At 59.4% G+C, this 16,072-nt stretch carries 11 protein-coding genes; 8 read left to right on the top strand and 3 right to left on the bottom strand.

The genetic code is table 11. The features are described 5' to 3' along the window. Positions 1–97: 97 nt before the first annotated feature. Positions 98–1,240, top strand: a complete 1,143-nt coding sequence (gene pdxB / locus BJ917_RS08080; RefSeq protein ID WP_121103012.1) for a 4-phosphoerythronate dehydrogenase PdxB — start codon at positions 98–100, stop codon at positions 1,238–1,240. Between the two features lie 187 nt (positions 1,241–1,427). Here pdxB and BJ917_RS08075 read toward each other — a convergent pair whose 3' ends face one another. Further along, the gene (locus BJ917_RS08075) at positions 1,428–1,607 is read right to left on the bottom strand and encodes a PA1571 family protein (RefSeq protein ID WP_096512661.1); all 180 of its coding nucleotides are present in this window, start codon (positions 1,605–1,607) and stop codon (positions 1,428–1,430) included. A 251-nt stretch (positions 1,608–1,858) separates the two neighbouring features. On the opposite strand from BJ917_RS08075, the gene BJ917_RS08070 reads away from it, so the two are divergent. Continuing rightward, entirely contained in the window at positions 1,859–3,646 is a 1,788-nt protein-coding gene (locus BJ917_RS08070; protein WP_177435566.1) for an ABC transporter transmembrane domain-containing protein, read from the top strand. A gap of 99 nt (positions 3,647–3,745) precedes the next feature. Here the strand turns inward: BJ917_RS08070 and BJ917_RS08065 are convergent, their stop codons facing one another. Continuing rightward, positions 3,746–5,674: a transglycosylase SLT domain-containing protein gene (locus BJ917_RS08065; protein ID WP_096515500.1), complete on the bottom strand. Its 1,929-nt coding sequence runs from the start codon at positions 5,672–5,674 to the stop codon at positions 3,746–3,748. Positions 5,675–5,887: 213 nt separating this feature from the next. Between BJ917_RS08065 and BJ917_RS08060 the strand changes: the two genes are divergently transcribed. Beyond that, the gene (locus BJ917_RS08060) at positions 5,888–7,807 is read left to right on the top strand and encodes an ATP-binding cassette domain-containing protein (protein WP_121103008.1); all 1,920 of its coding nucleotides are present in this window, start codon (positions 5,888–5,890) and stop codon (positions 7,805–7,807) included. Between the two features lie 184 nt (positions 7,808–7,991). Here BJ917_RS08060 and BJ917_RS08055 read toward each other — a convergent pair whose 3' ends face one another. Continuing rightward, a complete protein-coding gene (locus tag BJ917_RS08055) occupies positions 7,992–8,432 on the bottom strand; it encodes a universal stress protein (protein ID WP_096512659.1) in 441 nt (146 codons plus the stop codon). Between the two features lie 104 nt (positions 8,433–8,536). Here BJ917_RS08055 and BJ917_RS08050 point away from each other — a divergent pair, with 104 nt between their 5' ends. From BJ917_RS08050 to topA, 5 genes are all read left to right on the top strand, one after another. Beyond that, on the top strand, positions 8,537–8,974 hold the full coding sequence (locus BJ917_RS08050; RefSeq protein ID WP_121103006.1) for a hypothetical protein: 438 nt from the start codon (positions 8,537–8,539) through the stop codon (positions 8,972–8,974). Positions 8,975–9,601: 627 nt separating this feature from the next. Further along, positions 9,602–11,749 (top strand): fatty acid oxidation complex subunit alpha FadB, encoded by a 2,148-nt coding sequence (fadB, locus tag BJ917_RS08045; RefSeq protein ID WP_096512657.1) that lies wholly within the window; start codon positions 9,602–9,604, stop codon positions 11,747–11,749. Between the two features lie 29 nt (positions 11,750–11,778). Next, the gene (gene fadA / locus BJ917_RS08040) at positions 11,779–12,954 is read left to right on the top strand and encodes an acetyl-CoA C-acyltransferase FadA (protein WP_096512656.1); all 1,176 of its coding nucleotides are present in this window, start codon (positions 11,779–11,781) and stop codon (positions 12,952–12,954) included. A 99-nt stretch (positions 12,955–13,053) separates the two neighbouring features. Further along, complete coding sequence (locus BJ917_RS08035) at positions 13,054–13,290, top strand: DUF1653 domain-containing protein (protein ID WP_007986363.1); 237 nt, start codon at positions 13,054–13,056, stop codon at positions 13,288–13,290. Positions 13,291–13,404: 114 nt separating this feature from the next. After that, on the top strand, positions 13,405–16,032 hold the full coding sequence (gene topA, locus BJ917_RS08030) for a type I DNA topoisomerase (RefSeq protein WP_121103004.1): 2,628 nt from the start codon (positions 13,405–13,407) through the stop codon (positions 16,030–16,032). Positions 16,033–16,072 lie beyond the last annotated feature (40 nt).

Below are 16,072 nucleotides of genomic sequence, written 5' to 3'. Positions count from 1 at the left end.
CAAGGTATTTGCCGTCGTTCAGATCAAGGTGAGCGATGCTGACTGGCTCAGTGCAGGCATCTGCGCCTACACTGCCAACCCGCCAAAGGAGCCTGCCATGCTGATTGTTGCCGACGAAAATATCCCCCTGCTCGATGCCTTCTTCGAAGGTTTCGGCGAAATCCGCCAGGTGCCAGGGCGTTCAATCGACCGAACCACCGTCGAACAGGCCGATGTGTTGCTGGTGCGTTCGGTGACCAATGTCAACCGCGCCCTGCTCGAAGGTAGCAAGGTGCGGTTTGTCGGCACCTGTACCATCGGCACCGATCACCTGGACCTGGATTACTTTCAACAGGCCGGTATCACCTGGTCCAGTGCGCCGGGATGCAATGCCCGGGGTGTGGTCGACTATGTGCTCGGAAGCCTGCTGACCCTGGCTGAAATCGAAGGTGTCGACCTGACGCAACGTACTTACGGCGTGGTCGGTGCCGGCGAGGTGGGCGGGCGGCTGGTCAAGGTCCTGCAGGACCTGGGCTGGAAGGTATTGGTCTGCGACCCGCCACGGCACGCTTTCGAGGGTGGAGATTACGTCAGCCTGGAGGAGATCATCGAGCAGTGCGATGTGATCAGCCTGCACACGCCGTTGAACAAGCGTGGTGCTCAGCCGACCTGGCATTTGTTCGATGAAAAGCGCCTGAAGAAACTCAAAACCGGTACCTGGCTGATCAACGCCAGCCGTGGGCCGGTGATCAATAACGCCGCCCTGCGCAATGTGTTGTTGGAGCGTGAAGACCTGCAAGCGGTGCTGGACGTCTGGGAAGGCGAGCCGGAAGTCGATGTGGCGCTGGCTGAACTCTGCGTGCTGGCGACGCCGCACGTTGCCGGATACAGCCTGGATGGCAAGCAGCGCGGCACGGCGCAGATCTATCAGGCCTATTGCGATTTCCTCGGGCAGCCGGCCCGGGTCCGTTTGAGTGATCTGCTGCCGGCAGCCTGGTTGTCGCAAGTGACATTGAGTGCCGAGAGCGATCCGGCCTGGGCGCTGGCGATGTTGTGCCGTGGCGTGTATGACCCGCGCCGTGACGATGCGGATTTCCGTCGCAGCCTGGTAGGTAGCGTGAGTGAGCAGCGCGCAGCGTTCGATGAGTTGCGCAAGAACTACCCGTCGCGGCGTGAGATCGATGGGTTGCAGGTGCGGATCGATGGGGATTCGCCAGCATTGCAGAAGATTGTGGCGGCGTTGGGGGCGACGGCTGTCTAGAGACCGAGTTGGCACCTTCGCGAGCAGGCTCGCTCCCACAGGTTCTGCGGTGAACACAAATGACTTGTACAACGCAGATCCACTGTGGAAGCGAGCCCGCTCGCGAAGGGCCACACCACAAATCTTCCAGAAAGCACCCATAAAAAACCCGGCCAACAGGGGCCGGGTCAAGAAGACGGTGGCTATATCACTTTTGTTCGGCAGGCTTGACCAATCGCTTTTCCAGGTCGTGGCACGCTTTCTGGATCATGTCTTCAGTGATCGGTATTTCGCGGCCCTTTTCGTCAACAATCGAGCAACCCAGAGACTGATCTCCTTTCGGGCGGATCACTGGAACGGTGACATCGCTGCTGTTTTGCAAGGACATGGCCTGTCTCCTCATCAGGTTGTGTGCTTACTGTAGAACCGCCTGGTGACCGGGTTATGACAATTCCCTGCGATCGTTTCATGGCGGCAACACCAGTCCACCAGAAATACCACGACGTTGCCACCCGGACTTTAGACCAATAGCGTCTATGACCTAGTGTTCGCGGTCATAATTAACCTGACTCATTGTGATTTACCAAGTTCCACCCCATTGAGCGGTGTAGGGTTAACCTGTCAATTGCTCCGTTGTGGATGATGCCAATGCTCTCTGTTCGACACCGCCGTGCGATTCGCCTGGCCAGCCGTTTCATCGTGCCGTATCGCTGGCAGGCTTTCGGTGCCTTGCTCGCGTTGATCGTCACGGCGGGCATCACCCTGTCCATGGGACAGGGTATCCGCCTGTTGGTGGATCAGGGCTTCATGACCCAGTCCCCACACTTGCTCAACCAGTCCATCGGCTTGTTCATGCTGCTGGTGATGGGGCTGGCAGTTGGCACTTTTGCGCGGTTTTACCTGGTGTCGTGGATCGGCGAGCGTTGCGTCGCCGACATCCGTCGCCAGGTGTTCAATCATCTGATTTACCTGCACCCGGGTTTCTATGAAAACAATCGCAGCTCGGAGATCCAGTCACGCCTGACCGCCGACACCACGCTGCTGCAATCGGTGATTGGCTCGTCACTGTCGCTGTTTTTGCGCAACTTGCTGATGGTGATCGGCGGGATCGTCCTGCTGTTTATCACCAACCCCAAACTCACCAGCATCGTGGTGGTCGCTTTGCCATTGGTGATTGCGCCGATCCTGATCTTCGGCCGCCGCGTTCGCAATCTGTCGCGCCTGAGTCAGGACCGGATTGCCGACATCGGCAGTTATGTCTCCGAAACCCTTGGCCAGATCAAGACGGTTCAGGCCTACAACCATCAGGTTCAGGATGAGCGCAAGTTTGCCGTGACCGTGGAAGAGGCGTTCGATACCGCGCGCAAGCGCATTTTTCAGCGGGCCTGGCTGATTACCCTGGTGATCATTCTGGTGCTGGGCGCCGTGGGTGTCATGCTCTGGGTCGGCGGCATGGATGTGATTGCCGGACGCATTTCCGCGGGTGAGCTGGCGGCGTTTGTCTTCTATAGCCTGATCGTGGGTAGCGCGTTCGGCACCTTGAGCGAGGTGATCGGCGAACTGCAGCGCGCGGCAGGCGCAGCGGAACGGATCGCGGAACTGCTGCGTTCGGAAAACATCATCCTCCCACCAACCACCGATCCGGTGACCTTGCCTGCGCGAGTGAGGGGCGACCTGCAGTTGCAGGGCGTGCGTTTTTCCTACCCGTCACGTCCCGAAAGCTACGCTATCGATGGCCTGAACCTGACGGTCAGGGCCGGTGAAACCCTGGCCTTGGTCGGGCCGTCCGGTGCCGGAAAATCGACGGTGTATGACCTGTTGCTGCGCTTTTATGATCCGGTTGAAGGGCGCATTTTGCTGGATGGCGTGCCACTGACCCAGCTCGATCCATTGGATTTGCGTCGCTGTTTTGCCCTGGTCTCGCAAACCCCGGCGCTGTTTTTCGGCAGCATCGAAGACAACATCCGCTATGGCAATCCAGCGGCGACACTGGCCAATGTCCAGGAAGCGGCAAAAATCGCCTACGCCCACGACTTTATCCAAGCCATGCCCAACGGTTACCAGACCCACTTGGGTGATGGTGGCCTGGGCTTGTCCGGCGGCCAGCGCCAACGGCTGGCCATCGCCCGGGCACTGCTGGTGGACGCGCCCATCCTGCTGCTGGACGAAGCCACCAGCGCCCTCGATGCCCAAAGCGAGCACCTGATCCAGCAAGCCCTGCCAAGCCTGATGAAAAATCGCACCACCCTGGTTATCGCCCATCGTCTGGCAACGGTCAAAAACGCCGACCGCATCGCGGTGATGGATCAAGGGAGGCTGGTGGCGGTGGGCACGCATCACGAATTGATTGCCAGCAATGCGCTGTACGCGCGGTTGGCGGCGTTGCAGTTCAGTGATGGATTGATTAACGCAGGAGAGCTCTTGTAGGAGCGAGCCTGCTCGCGATGGTCGTGAACGATGACGCGGGGTGCCTGATACCCAGCGGTGCTCTAATGTTCATCGCGAGCAGGCTCGCTCCTACAGTGATCATTGATCGTCGAAATACCGCTCATGCCAATCCACCAACGGTTGTGGCGAGTTGAGCTTCTGGCCGTAGATCACCGAATACGACAGCACGTTTTGCACATACTGGCGGGTTTCGTCGAACGGGATGCTTTCCACCCATACGTCGAAACTCAGATGGTCCGCGCCGCGCAGCCACTGGCGGACGCGGCCGGGGCCGGCGTTGTAGGCGGCGGAGGCGAGGACGCGGTTGCCGTTGAACTGGCTATGGACCTGACTCAGGTAAGCGGCACCGAGCTGAATGTTCTTGTCCGGATCGAACAACTGCTGTGGCGAGGCATACGGAATGCTGAACTTGCGCGCGGTTTCCTTGGCGGTTCCGGGCATCAGTTGCATCAAGCCTGACGCGCCGACACCGGAGCGGGCGTCGTCCATGAAGGCGCTTTCCTGGCGGGTGATGGCGAACACCCAGCTTGAATGCAGGCCACGGACCTTGGCTTCACGGACCAGGGTTTCGCGGTGCGCCATCGGGAAGCGGATGTCCAGATCGTCCCAGTACTGCGCCTGGCTGATGGTGCGGATCGCCGGGAAATACCATTTCAGGTCGTAGGCCAGTTTGGCCTGGGCGACCATTTCGTCGCGGCTGAAGTGCCGGCTGACGTGATACCACTCGCGGCGACCGTCGACGATCTGGCCACGGGCGTGGAACTCCAGGGCGCGGCGTACGCCGGGGGTGTTGCGTACCTTGTTGATGGTCGCCTGACTCAGCATCAACGGCTTGTTGAGCAGCGAATAGGGCGACTGCGAACGGTCGGCGGCGAGAAAACCATAGAAGTCACGCTCGCGGGCAAGGCTCTTATAAAGGGTCTGCGCTTCCGGGTTCTGCGGTTGCGCCAGTTCCAGGCTGCGGGCTTGCCAGTAGCGCCAGCGGTTGGTGGTGGCCAGGTCCTGTGGCAAGCGGCGAGTCAATTGATAGGCATCGTCCCAGCGGGCCAGGCGCAGCAGCAGGCGCAGGCGCCACTCGGACACGGTGTTGTCGCGTAACTCCGGGTCGTACTTGGTCATCACGTCCAGCGCGCGGCTGTCGAAACGGCGCGCGAGGGTCAGGCCGATTTCCCGGGCGATCGCCACTTTTTCGTCGCGGGAAAAGTGCATGCTGCTGGCATAACCGTCGAGCAGGTCCATGGCCTTGTCCGGGTCCTGGCGGGCGAGGCGGCGCAGGCCAAGGCTGACGATATCCGACATCGGTTCGTCCGCTGGCGTGAAACGCGACGGCTGGTTGAGCAGCTCGGGTTTTTGCGCCACATCGATCAACAGGCGACCCCGGGGGGCGAGGGTGGTCAGGCTGTTGACCAGGCTGTTGGCCAGCGGGTAGTTGCGCACCTGGGCAGCGAGTTTGGCGCGCTCCCAGCGTTTCTGTTCAGTCAACTGGCCTTCAGCGGCCCACATGCCGAACAGCGCGTCGCAGGCCTCGGGTTGGGATTTACCGGTCAGCCAGAGCTTGTTGGTGTTGGCGTTACCTTCGGACTTGAGATTGTGACTGAGCTGATACTGCGCGTTCAGGCAGTCCAGTTCAGTGAAATTCATTTTTGGGTCGTAATACTTGACGAAAGTCGCCCAGTCGCCGCGCTCGGCCAGCCAGCGTAACCAGCGCAGCTTCATCCAGTTGGCCTGGGGCAGGTCGCCGTGGTCGGCGAGGAATTTTTCGATTTCGGCATTGCTCGCGGTTTTCAGTCGCGCGGTCAGTTCGTCATACGCCAGGTACGGCTCCAGCGGATAATCGGCCAGGGCCTGGCTGTAACGGAAGTAAGGACCGGTATCGCCCTTGGCCAGGGCGCGCTTGGCCTCATCGTAATATTGGCGTTGGGTGGACAGGTCCACCGCGTGGGCGGATTGAACGGCAGCGGCAGAGAGTAAAAAACAGGACAAAAGCTTGAGAAGGCGACTGCGCATGAGACGTCCGGACAGAAAAACCATGACAAGTGCTGGCGATGCCCACACTGAATTCTCCGTAGCTTAGCCTTTTGCCAGCAACGGGCGAAAGCTTTGCGGACCTGTCTGCATCAGTTCGCAACATTTGTTGTGCAGAGTGCTTCGACAATGAAATTGCCGGCCTTCTGAAGCCTCGATTCAGGTAGAATGCGCGCCCGGTTTTTGGAGAAGCTCATGACCCTGCTCAAATTCAGCGATGTGTCCCTTGCTTTCGGCGCTATGCCGTTGTTGGACAAGGTGTCCTGGCAGATCGCCCGTGGAGAGCGGGTGTGCATCATCGGCCGCAACGGCACTGGCAAGTCCAGCATGATGAAGCTCGTCAAGGGCGACCAGAAGCCCGATGACGGCTCCGTTTGGCGCGCACCCGGACTCAAGATTGGCGAATTGCCGCAAGAATTGCCGGTAGCCGACGAGCGGACAGTGTTCGACGTAGTGGCCGAAGGCCTGGACGGTGTCGGTGCCTTGCTTGCCGAGTACCACCACCTGAGCCAGAACATCGTCACCGACGCTGACCTGGACAAGCTGATGCACGTCCAGCACGACCTCGAAGCCCGCGATGGCTGGCGTTTGCAAACCCTGGTCGACAGCACCCTCAGTCGCCTGCAGTTGCCGGCCGACAAGACCCTCGCCGAATTGTCCGGCGGCTGGCGTCGTCGCGTCCTGTTGGCCCAGGCCCTGGTGTCCGAACCGGATCTGCTGTTGCTCGACGAACCGACCAACCACCTGGACATTGGTGCAATCGCCTGGCTGGAAGAAGCGCTGAAGGATTTCCAGGGCGCCGTGCTGTTCATCACGCACGACCGTTCCTTCCTGCAAAACCTTGCGACCCGCATCCTCGAACTGGATCGCGGTGGCCTGATCGACTGGAACGGCGACTACGCCAGTTTCCTCGTGCACAAAGAAGCCGAACTCGCCGCCGAAGCCACCGCCAATGCGCTGTTCGACAAGCGCCTGGCCCAGGAAGAAGTGTGGATTCGCCAGGGCATCAAGGCCCGTCGTACCCGTAACGAAGGCCGCGTACGCGCACTCAAGGCTTTGCGCGTTGAGCGTAGCGAGCGTCGCGAGCGCACCGGCAAGGCCAACATTCAGCTGGAAACCGCCGACAAGTCCGGCAAGCAGGTGATGGTGCTCGAGAATGTGAGTTTCGCTCACCCGGGCGGGCCGTTCCTGATCAAGGATTTCTCCATGGTGTTGCAGCGCGGCGACCGTATTGGTCTGCTCGGCGCCAACGGCACCGGCAAGACCACGCTGCTGAAACTGATGCTTAGCGGCTTGCAGCCGACCAGCGGCAAGGTGGAAGAGGGGACGAAGATCGACGTCGCCTACTTCGACCAGTTGCGCCATCAGCTGGACCTGGAAAAAACCGTGATCGACAACGTCGCCGAAGGGCGCGACTTCATCGATATCGATGGTCAGAGTCGCCACGTGTTGAGCTATCTCGGCGACTTCCTGTTCAGCCCGCAGCGTGCCCGCACGCCGGTCAAGGCGTTGTCCGGTGGTGAGCGTGCCCGTCTGCTGCTGGCCAAGCTGTTCAGCAAGCCGGCGAACCTGCTGGTGCTCGACGAACCGACCAACGATCTCGACGTCGAAACGCTCGAGCTGCTGGAAGAGGTCCTGCTGACCTTCAACGGCACCGTGCTGATGGTCAGCCACGACCGGGCATTCCTCGATAACGTGGTCACCAGCACCTTGGTATTCGAAGGTGAAGGTCAGGTTCGCGAGTACGTTGGCGGTTATCAGGACTGGCTGCGCCAGGGCGGTTCGCCGCGCCTGTTGGGCGTGACCGAAAGCAAGTCCGGCAAGGCCGACCTGAACTCCGCGGTGGTGAAGGCCGAGCCAGCACCGGTCGCGGCAGCTGCCGAAGCGCCGGCGGCGAAGAAGAAGCTCAGCTACAAGTTGCAGCGCGAACTGGAAGCGTTGCCAGGGCAGATCGAGATGATGGAGCAGCAGATTGCTGCGGTTGAAGCGCAGATGGCGGACGCCGGTTTCTACCTGCGTCCAGCAGCCGAAACCGCTGCGGTGATCGCTCAGCTGTCGCAGTTGCAGGCTGAGCTGGACGTGATGGTCGAGCGCTGGGCTGAACTGGATGCCTGATTGAACTTGCCATGAAAAAGCCCGGCGTTCCGAAAGGAGCGCCGGGCTTTTCATATGCAATGCGATCGGCTTCCTGTAGGAGCGAGCTTGCTCGCGATGAATCTGAGAGCGCCGCGGGGTGCCAGGCTTCCCGCGTCATCGTTGACGACCATCGCGAGCGAGCTCGCTTCTACGGGATCGATTATCAGCTTTTGTTTTGCAGGCGCACCGCCAGCACATCGCAAGGCGCGCCGTGCAGTACGTCGTTGGCGGTGGAGCCGAGCAGCAGTGCCAGGCCATGCCGGCCATGGCTGCCGACCACAATCAGGTCGCAGGTTTGCTCCTTGGCCAGGTGGTGGATTTCCTGGCGTGGCTGGCCATAGGTCAGGTGGCTGTATTCCTTGGAGAGTTCGGGATACTTCATGATCAGCCGGTCAAGGCGCTCCTTGGCCTGATCGAACTGCTGTTGTTGCAGTTGTGACAGGTCCATCGGAACGTCACCACCAAACGCCATGGCCATCGGCTCGACAATGTGCACCAGGGACAATTTCGCCCCGTTGCTCACCGACAGCTCGCGAGCACGGTGGATTACAGGGTCGCACTCTTCGGTTAGATCTACAGCGACCAGAATGTGGTTGTAGGGCATGAGGTGCTCCTCCTGAGGAATGCAATATTGGTAAGTATGGCTGGTTTCAAGCGTATTGGTTTCAAAGTGACTGAATACGCCCATTCAAAATCGGGAGTACAGATATGACGGTCTGGATAGTGGTGTCAATCCTGCTGGTGGTGCTCAGCCCGCTGGCATGGTTGCGGCCGTCCCGCCACCAGAGTGGCCGCATGGCCCTGCGCATGGAGGCACGACGAATCGGATTGGCCATGCAGTTGGCGCCTCAGGAATGGCCGCACTGGCTCGGTCAGGAGCCGCCAAACCCGTGCGCGCAATACCACCGGCCACGACGCGGTACCCAGCCTGCCTGCTGGAGTTACTGGCAAAAAACACCAGGTCTGTGGGTGAACCAGTGGCAGGAGGTTTGTGAAGATCAAGCGCTGCTCAATCATTTCGAAAAATTGCCGGATAACGTCTACAAGGTCGAAGCCGACAAGCAAATGATCGCTTTGTATTGGGGCGAGAAGGGCGAAGCCGAGGTGTTGCTGCACATCGATGCCACCCTCAAGGCTCTGGCCTGAAACCGATTCCCTGTGTAGGAGCGAGCTCGCTCGCGATAAACCTGAGAACGCCGTGGGGTGTCAGGCTTCCAGTGTCATCGTTGACGACCATCGCGAGCATGCTCGCTCCCACAGGGGGGCAATCGCCGTTTTATCGCAGGCAATAAAAAGCCCGACAACAGCATCGGGCGGGGTTGGCCAGGCAGGCCGGTAAGTCTGTGTGGGCTGATCTTACGCCCGGCATTCGCCGTGGGCGTTCAAAATTTCCCTGAAGTTCCGCCAGCTTAGCCTGTTAAACAAAGGCTGCAGCGAATTAGGGCGACTTTTCTAATGATTGATCCTATGAATGTCTATACATGCAGCCGCGTGTTGCAGGCCTTCGTCTTACAGAAATGACCGCAAAGTCGCATTTCAACCCGCATTTTGGGCGATTGACAATTGTCGGAAATTCCGTGAAGGTGGCGTACCCAAATCAAACGGGCGTATGAATTGAGCGTTTGTATTGAAAAACGCTCCTACAGAATCCCGACTATCGCGTTGGCGGGTGTGCCGGGCAGATTGGCGTAGCATCGACGTTTAACGTCCTGCCAAGCCGGTCGCCTGCGTCCGACGTGTACTGTTCAGCTTCCATATCGTGGAGATCAGTTGATGATTTACGAAGGTAAAGCCATCACGGTTAAGGCTCTTGAAAGTGGCATCGTCGAACTGAAGTTCGACCTCAAGGGTGAGTCCGTCAACAAGTTCAACCGTCTAACCCTGAACGAACTGCGTCAGGCCGTGGACACCATCAAGGCAGATGCTTCGATCAAGGGTGTGATCGTCAGCAGTGGCAAGGACGTCTTCATCGTCGGCGCCGACATCACCGAATTTGTCGACAACTTCAAGCTGCCGGATGCAGAGCTTGTTGCAGGCAACCTGGAAGCCAACAAGATTTTCAGCGATTTCGAAGACCTCAACGTCCCGACTGTCGCCGCAATCAACGGCATCGCGTTGGGTGGCGGTCTGGAGATGTGCCTGGCGGCGGATTACCGCGTCATGTCCACCAAGGCCAAGATCGGTCTGCCGGAAGTCAAGCTGGGCATCTACCCGGGCTTCGGCGGTACCGTGCGTCTGCCGCGCCTGATCGGTGCCGACAACGCCATCGAGTGGATTGCCGCCGGCAAGGAAAACCGTCCTGAAGACGCGCTGAAAGTCGGCGCCGTCGATGCCGTGGTCGCGCCTGAAAAACTGCAGGACGCCGCGCTGGAACTGATCAAGCGCGCCATTTCCGGCGAATTCGATTACAAGGCCAAGCGCCAGCCGAAGCTTGAAAAGCTCAAGCTGAACGCCATCGAACAAATGATGGCTTTCGAAACCGCCAAAGGTTTCGTGGCAGGCCAGGCTGGCCCGAACTACCCGGCGCCGGTCGAAGCAATCAAGACCATCCAGAAAGCCGCGAACTTCGGTCGCGACAAGGCACTGGAAGTCGAAGCCGCCGGTTTCGTGAAACTGGCCAAGACCTCTGCCGCGCAGAGCTTGATCGGTCTGTTCCTGAACGACCAGGAGCTGAAGAAAAAAGCCAAGGCCTACGACGAAATCGCCAAGGACGTGAAGCAGGCCGCCGTATTGGGCGCCGGCATCATGGGTGGCGGTATTGCCTATCAGTCGGCCTCCAAGGGCACGCCGATCCTGATGAAGGACATTAACGAGCACGGTATCGAGCAGGGCCTGGCCGAAGCCGCCAAGCTGCTGGTTGGCCGCGTTGATAAAGGCCGCATGACCGCCGCGAAAATGGCCGAAGTGCTCAACGGCATTCGTCCGACCCTGTCCTACGGCGACTTCGGTCACGTGGACCTGGTGGTCGAAGCAGTTGTCGAGAACCCGAAGGTCAAGCAAGCCGTTCTGGCTGAAGTCGAAGCTCAGGTCAAAGAAGGCACCATCCTTGCCTCGAACACCTCGACCATTTCCATCAGCCTGCTGGCCAAGGCCCTCAAGCACCCGGAAAACTTCGTCGGCATGCACTTCTTCAACCCGGTGCACATGATGCCGCTGGTGGAAGTGATCCGTGGCGAGAAGTCCAGCGAGTTGGCGGTTGCCACCACCGTTGCCTACGCCAAGAAAATGGGCAAGAACCCGATCGTGGTCAACGACTGCCCGGGCTTCCTGGTCAACCGCGTACTGTTCCCTTACTTCGGTGGTTTCGCCAAGTTGGTCAGCGCCGGTGTGGACTTCGTCCGTATCGACAAGGTCATGGAAAAATTCGGCTGGCCGATGGGCCCGGCGTACCTGATGGACGTGGTCGGCATCGACACCGGCCACCACGGTCGTGACGTAATGGCTGAAGGCTTCCCGGACCGCATGAAAGATAACAGCCGCTCGGCCGTAGACGTGCTCTACGAAGCCAAGCGCCTGGGCCAGAAGAACGGCAAGGGCTTCTACGCCTACGAGACGGACAAGAAGGGCAAGCAGAAGAAAGTCGCCGATCCGTCGGTACTGGAAGTGCTCAAGCCAATCGTGTTCGAGCAGCGCGAAGTCACTGACGAAGACATCATCAACTGGATGATGATCCCGCTGTGTCTGGAAACCGTGCGTTGCCTGGAAGACGGCATTGTCGAAACCGCTGCCGAAGCCGACATGGGTCTGGTCTACGGTATTGGTTTCCCTCCATTCCGTGGTGGTGCGCTGCGCTACATCGACTCGATCGGTGTTGCACAGTTCGTTGCCCTGGCTGACCAGTACGCTGATTTGGGCGCGCTGTACCACCCGACCGCGAAGCTGCGCGAAATGGCCAAAAACGGCCAGAGCTTCTTCGGTTAAGCGCCCCCAACTAGAGTGAGAGTGAACTTATGAGCTTGAATCCTAGAGACGTCGTGATTGTCGACTTCGGTCGTACTCCGATGGGCCGCTCCAAGGGCGGCATGCACCGCAACACCCGCGCCGAAGACATGTCGGCGCACCTGATCAGCAAACTGCTGGAACGCAACGTCAAGGTCGACCCGAACGAAGTCGAAGACGTGATCTGGGGCTGTGTGAACCAGACCCTGGAGCAAGGCTGGAACATCGCGCGCATGGCGTCGCTGATGACCCAGATCCCGCACACGTCGGCCGGCCAGACCGTCAGCCGTCTGTGTGGCTCGTCCATGAGTGCGTTGCACACTGCCGCGCAAGCGATCATGACCGGCAACGGTGACGTATTCGTCGTCGGCGGCGTCGAGCATATGGGGCACGTGAGCATGATGCACGGTGTCGATCCGAACCCGCACATGTCCCTGTACGCGGCGAAAGCCTCGGGCATGATGGGCCTGACCGCTGAAATGCTGGGTAAAATGCACGGCATTACCCGCGAGCAGCAGGATGCTTTCGGCGTGCGCTCCCACCAACTCGCCCACAAGGCGACCGTGGAAGGCAAGTTCAAGGACGAAATCATCCCGATGCAGGGCTATGACGAGAACGGTTTCCTGAAACTGTTCGACTACGACGAAACCATTCGTCCGGAAACCACCCTGGAAAGCCTGGCGGCTCTGAAGCCGGCGTTTAATCCAAAGGGCGGCACCGTGACAGCCGGTACCTCGTCGCAGATCACCGATGGTGCTTCGTGCATGATCGTGATGTCGGCGCAACGTGCACAGGACCTGGGCATTCAGCCTTTGGCGGTGATTCGCTCGATGGCAGTGGCAGGTGTGGACCCGGCGATCATGGGCTATGGTCCAGTACCGGCTACACAAAAAGCACTGAAGCGCGCGGGCCTTGGCATCAACGATATCGACTTCTTCGAGCTCAACGAAGCTTTCGCCGCACAGGCCCTGCCGGTGCTGAAAGATCTGAAAGTGCTCGACAAGATGAACGAGAAGGTTAACCTGCACGGCGGCGCGATCGCCCTGGGTCACCCGTTCGGTTGCTCCGGTGCGCGTATCTCCGGCACTTTGCTGAACGTGATGAAGCAGAATGGCGGCACCTTCGGGGTTGCCACCATGTGCATTGGTCTCGGCCAAGGCATCTCCACCGTCTTCGAACGCGTCTAAGCGTTTCGTTGACGGAAGCCGGGGCCAAGTGCCCCGGTTTTTGTTTTTCGGGATTTATTTTTGTTTTTATTTTGAAAAAATTTGAGTGAGGGCCAAAGCATGCCGATACAACCTGGGCTCTACCAACATTACAAAGGTCCGCAGTACCGCGTTTTCAGTGTCGCGCGGCATTCGGAAACCGAGGAAGAAGTGGTCTTCTACCAAGCCCTGTATGGCGATTACGGCTTTTGGGTACGACCCTTGAGCATGTTCCTGGAGTCGGTCGAAGTTGACGGCGAACAGGTGCCGCGCTTTGCTTTGGTGCAAGCCGAAGAGAGCCTTTTTACCAAGCCATAAGCTGAGTGCGCGCAAAACCCTGCGCTTGACCTCACCTTGTAGCCACTATATATAGCGGTGCCGCGTCAGGCGCCAACCGCCTTTCACTTTTAGAATTCAGGAATTTTCTGATCCATGGGCAAATCGCTGGTCATTGTGGAATCCCCGGCTAAGGCCAAGACCATCAACAAGTATTTGGGCAACGAATACGTGGTGAAGTCGAGTATCGGCCATATCCGAGACCTGCCCACCAGCGGTTCGGCTAGCGCCAGCAAAGAGCCGGCCGCCAAGCGCGGCAAGGCTGCTGCGGGTGAAGCGCCGGCACTGTCGCCGAAAGAAAAGGCGCGCAAGCAGCTGGTCGCTCGCATGGGGGTCGATCCCGATCATGGCTGGAAAGCCAAGTACGAGATCCTTCCGGGCAAGGAAAAGGTCATCGAAGAGCTGCGCCGGCTCGCCAAGGATGCTGACACCATCTATCTCGCAACCGACTTGGATCGCGAGGGGGAAGCCATTGCCTGGCACCTGCGCGAAGCCATCGGTGGTGACGACAGCCGCTACAAGCGCGTGGTGTTCAACGAGATCACCAAGAAGGCGATCCAGGAAGCTTTCTCCCAGCCAGGCGAGCTGGACATCGATCGTGTCAACGCCCAGCAGGCGCGTCGATTCCTCGACCGTGTAGTGGGCTACATGGTTTCGCCGCTGTTGTGGGCCAAGATCGCCCGTGGCCTGTCCGCCGGCCGCGTGCAGTCGGTTGCGGTCAAACTGGTGGTCGAGCGTGAGCGTGAAATTCGCGCGTTCATCCCGGAAGAGTACTGGGAAGTGCACGCCGATCTCGGCACCGCCAAAGGCGCGACCGTGCGTTTCGACGTCGCTCGCGAGAAGGGTGAGGCGTTCAAGCCGCTTAACGAAACCCAGGCCATGGCCGCGCTGGAGAAGCTCAAGGCTTCCAGCTACAACATCGTCAAGCGTGAAGACAAGCCGACCAGCAGCAAGCCATCGGCACCGTTCATCACTTCCACCCTGCAACAGGCCGCGAGCAACCGCCTGGGCTTCGGTGTGAAGAAAACCATGATGATGGCCCAGCGTCTGTACGAAGCCGGCTACATCACTTACATGCGTACCGACTCCACCAACCTCTCGGCTGATGCCGTGGCGATGGCGCGTACCTATATTGAAGGCGAGTTCGGTAAGAAATACCTGCCGGACACCCCGAACGTCTACAGCAGCAAGGAAGGCGCACAGGAGGCTCACGAAGCGATTCGTCCGTCCGACGCCAATACCGAGCCGAGCAAGCTGTCGGGCATGGAGCGTGACGCAGAGCGGCTCTACGAGCTGATCTGGCGCCAGTTCCTCGCTTGCCAGATGTTGCCGGCGCAATACCTGTCGACCACGGTCACTGTCGGTGCCGGCGATTTCGAGTTGCGTGCCAAGGGCCGTATCCTCAAATTCGACGGTTACACCCGTGTCATGCCGCAAATCGCCAAGCCGGGCGACGACGATGTACTGCCGGACATGGCCCAGGGCGACGCGATGAAGCTGATCAAGCTTGATCCGACCCAGCACTTCACCAAGCCACCGGCGCGTTACTCGGAAGCCAGCTTGGTAAAAGAAATGGAAAAACGCGGCATTGGTCGTCCTTCGACCTACGCGGCGATCATTTCGACCATCCAGGACCGCGGCTACGTGGCGCTGCACAACCGTCGTTTCTATTCGGAAAAGATGGGCGATATCGTCACCGAGCGTCTGGCCGAAAGCTTCTCTCATCTCATGGACTACGGCTTCACCGCGGGCATGGAAGAGCATCTCGATGACGTGGCCCAGGGCGAGCGCGACTGGAAAAACGTGCTCGACGAGTTCTACGGCGACTTCAAGAAAAAACTCGAAGTGGCCGAAGGTGCGGAAAACGGCATGCGTGCCAATCAGCCGGTGATGACTGACATTCCGTGCACGACCTGCGGTCGCCCGATGCAGATTCGTACCGCGTCGACCGGTGTGTTCCTCGGTTGCTCGGGCTACAGCCTGCCACCGAAAGAACGCTGCAAGGCCACCGTCAACCTGGTGCCGGGCGATGAAATCGCTGCGGACGACGAAGGTGAGTCGGAGTCGCTGGTGCTGCGTGGCAAGCATCGCTGCCCGATCTGCAGCACGGCGATGGACGCCTACCTGCTCGATGAGAAGCGCAAGCTGCACATCTGCGGTAATAACCCGGATTGCGATGGCTACGAAATCGAAGAAGGTGTCTATCGCATCAAGGGCTATGAGGGTCCGAGCCTGGAATGCGACAAGTGCGGCAGCGAGATGCAGCTCAAGACCGGCCGCTTCGGCAAGTTCTTCGGTTGCACCAATCCGACCTGCAAGAACACCCGCAAACTGCTGAAAAGCGGTGATGCGGCGCCGCCGAAGATGGACCCGGTGAAAATGCCTGAGCTGAAATGCGAAAAGGTCAATGACACCTACATCCTGCGCGACGGAGCTTCCGGTCTGTTCCTGGCAGCCAGCCAGTTCCCGAAAAACCGCGAGACCCGCGCTCCGTTGGTCATGGAAATCATCCCGCACAAGGATGAGATCGATCCGAAGTACCACTTTCTTTGTGAAGCACCGAAGAAAGACCCGGACGGCCTCCCTGCGGTGATCCGATATAGCCGCAAGACCAAGGAGCAATACGTGCAGACGGAAGTCGACGGAAAGCCTACGGGCTGGAAGGCGTACTACGACGGCGGCAAGTGGACCGTTGAAGACAAGCGTCCGGCAGCCAAGGCTTAAGCGCAAGCTTGTAGTGGGCCGACTCCGTCGGCCAGCGGGA

Source organism: Pseudomonas sp. WPR_5_2 (genome assembly GCF_003634475.1).
GTDB lineage: Bacteria > Pseudomonadota > Gammaproteobacteria > Pseudomonadales > Pseudomonadaceae > Aquipseudomonas > Aquipseudomonas izuensis.
This window is presented reverse-complemented; position numbering and strand designations above follow the sequence as displayed.

Bases quoted from the DNA above. Each gene is read 5' to 3' on its own strand.
- pdxB (WP_121103012.1), top strand. From the start codon at position 98: ATGCTGATTGTTGCCGACGAAAATATCCCCCTGCTCGATGCCTTCTTC.
- BJ917_RS08075 (WP_096512661.1), bottom strand. From the start codon at position 1,607: ATGTCCTTGCAAAACAGCAGCGATGTCACCGTTCCAGTGATCCGCCCG.
- BJ917_RS08070 (WP_177435566.1), top strand. From the start codon at position 1,859: ATGATGCCAATGCTCTCTGTTCGACACCGCCGTGCGATTCGCCTGGCC.
- fadB (WP_096512657.1), top strand. From the start codon at position 9,602: ATGATTTACGAAGGTAAAGCCATCACGGTTAAGGCTCTTGAAAGTGGC.
- BJ917_RS08035 (WP_007986363.1), top strand. From the start codon at position 13,054: ATGCCGATACAACCTGGGCTCTACCAACATTACAAAGGTCCGCAGTAC.
- BJ917_RS08060 (WP_121103008.1), top strand. From the start codon at position 5,888: ATGACCCTGCTCAAATTCAGCGATGTGTCCCTTGCTTTCGGCGCTATG.
- BJ917_RS08055 (WP_096512659.1), bottom strand. From the start codon at position 8,432: ATGCCCTACAACCACATTCTGGTCGCTGTAGATCTAACCGAAGAGTGC.
- fadA (WP_096512656.1), top strand. From the start codon at position 11,779: ATGAGCTTGAATCCTAGAGACGTCGTGATTGTCGACTTCGGTCGTACT.
- BJ917_RS08050 (WP_121103006.1), top strand. From the start codon at position 8,537: ATGACGGTCTGGATAGTGGTGTCAATCCTGCTGGTGGTGCTCAGCCCG.
- BJ917_RS08065 (WP_096515500.1), bottom strand. From the start codon at position 5,674: ATGCGCAGTCGCCTTCTCAAGCTTTTGTCCTGTTTTTTACTCTCTGCC.
- topA (WP_121103004.1), top strand. From the start codon at position 13,405: ATGGGCAAATCGCTGGTCATTGTGGAATCCCCGGCTAAGGCCAAGACC.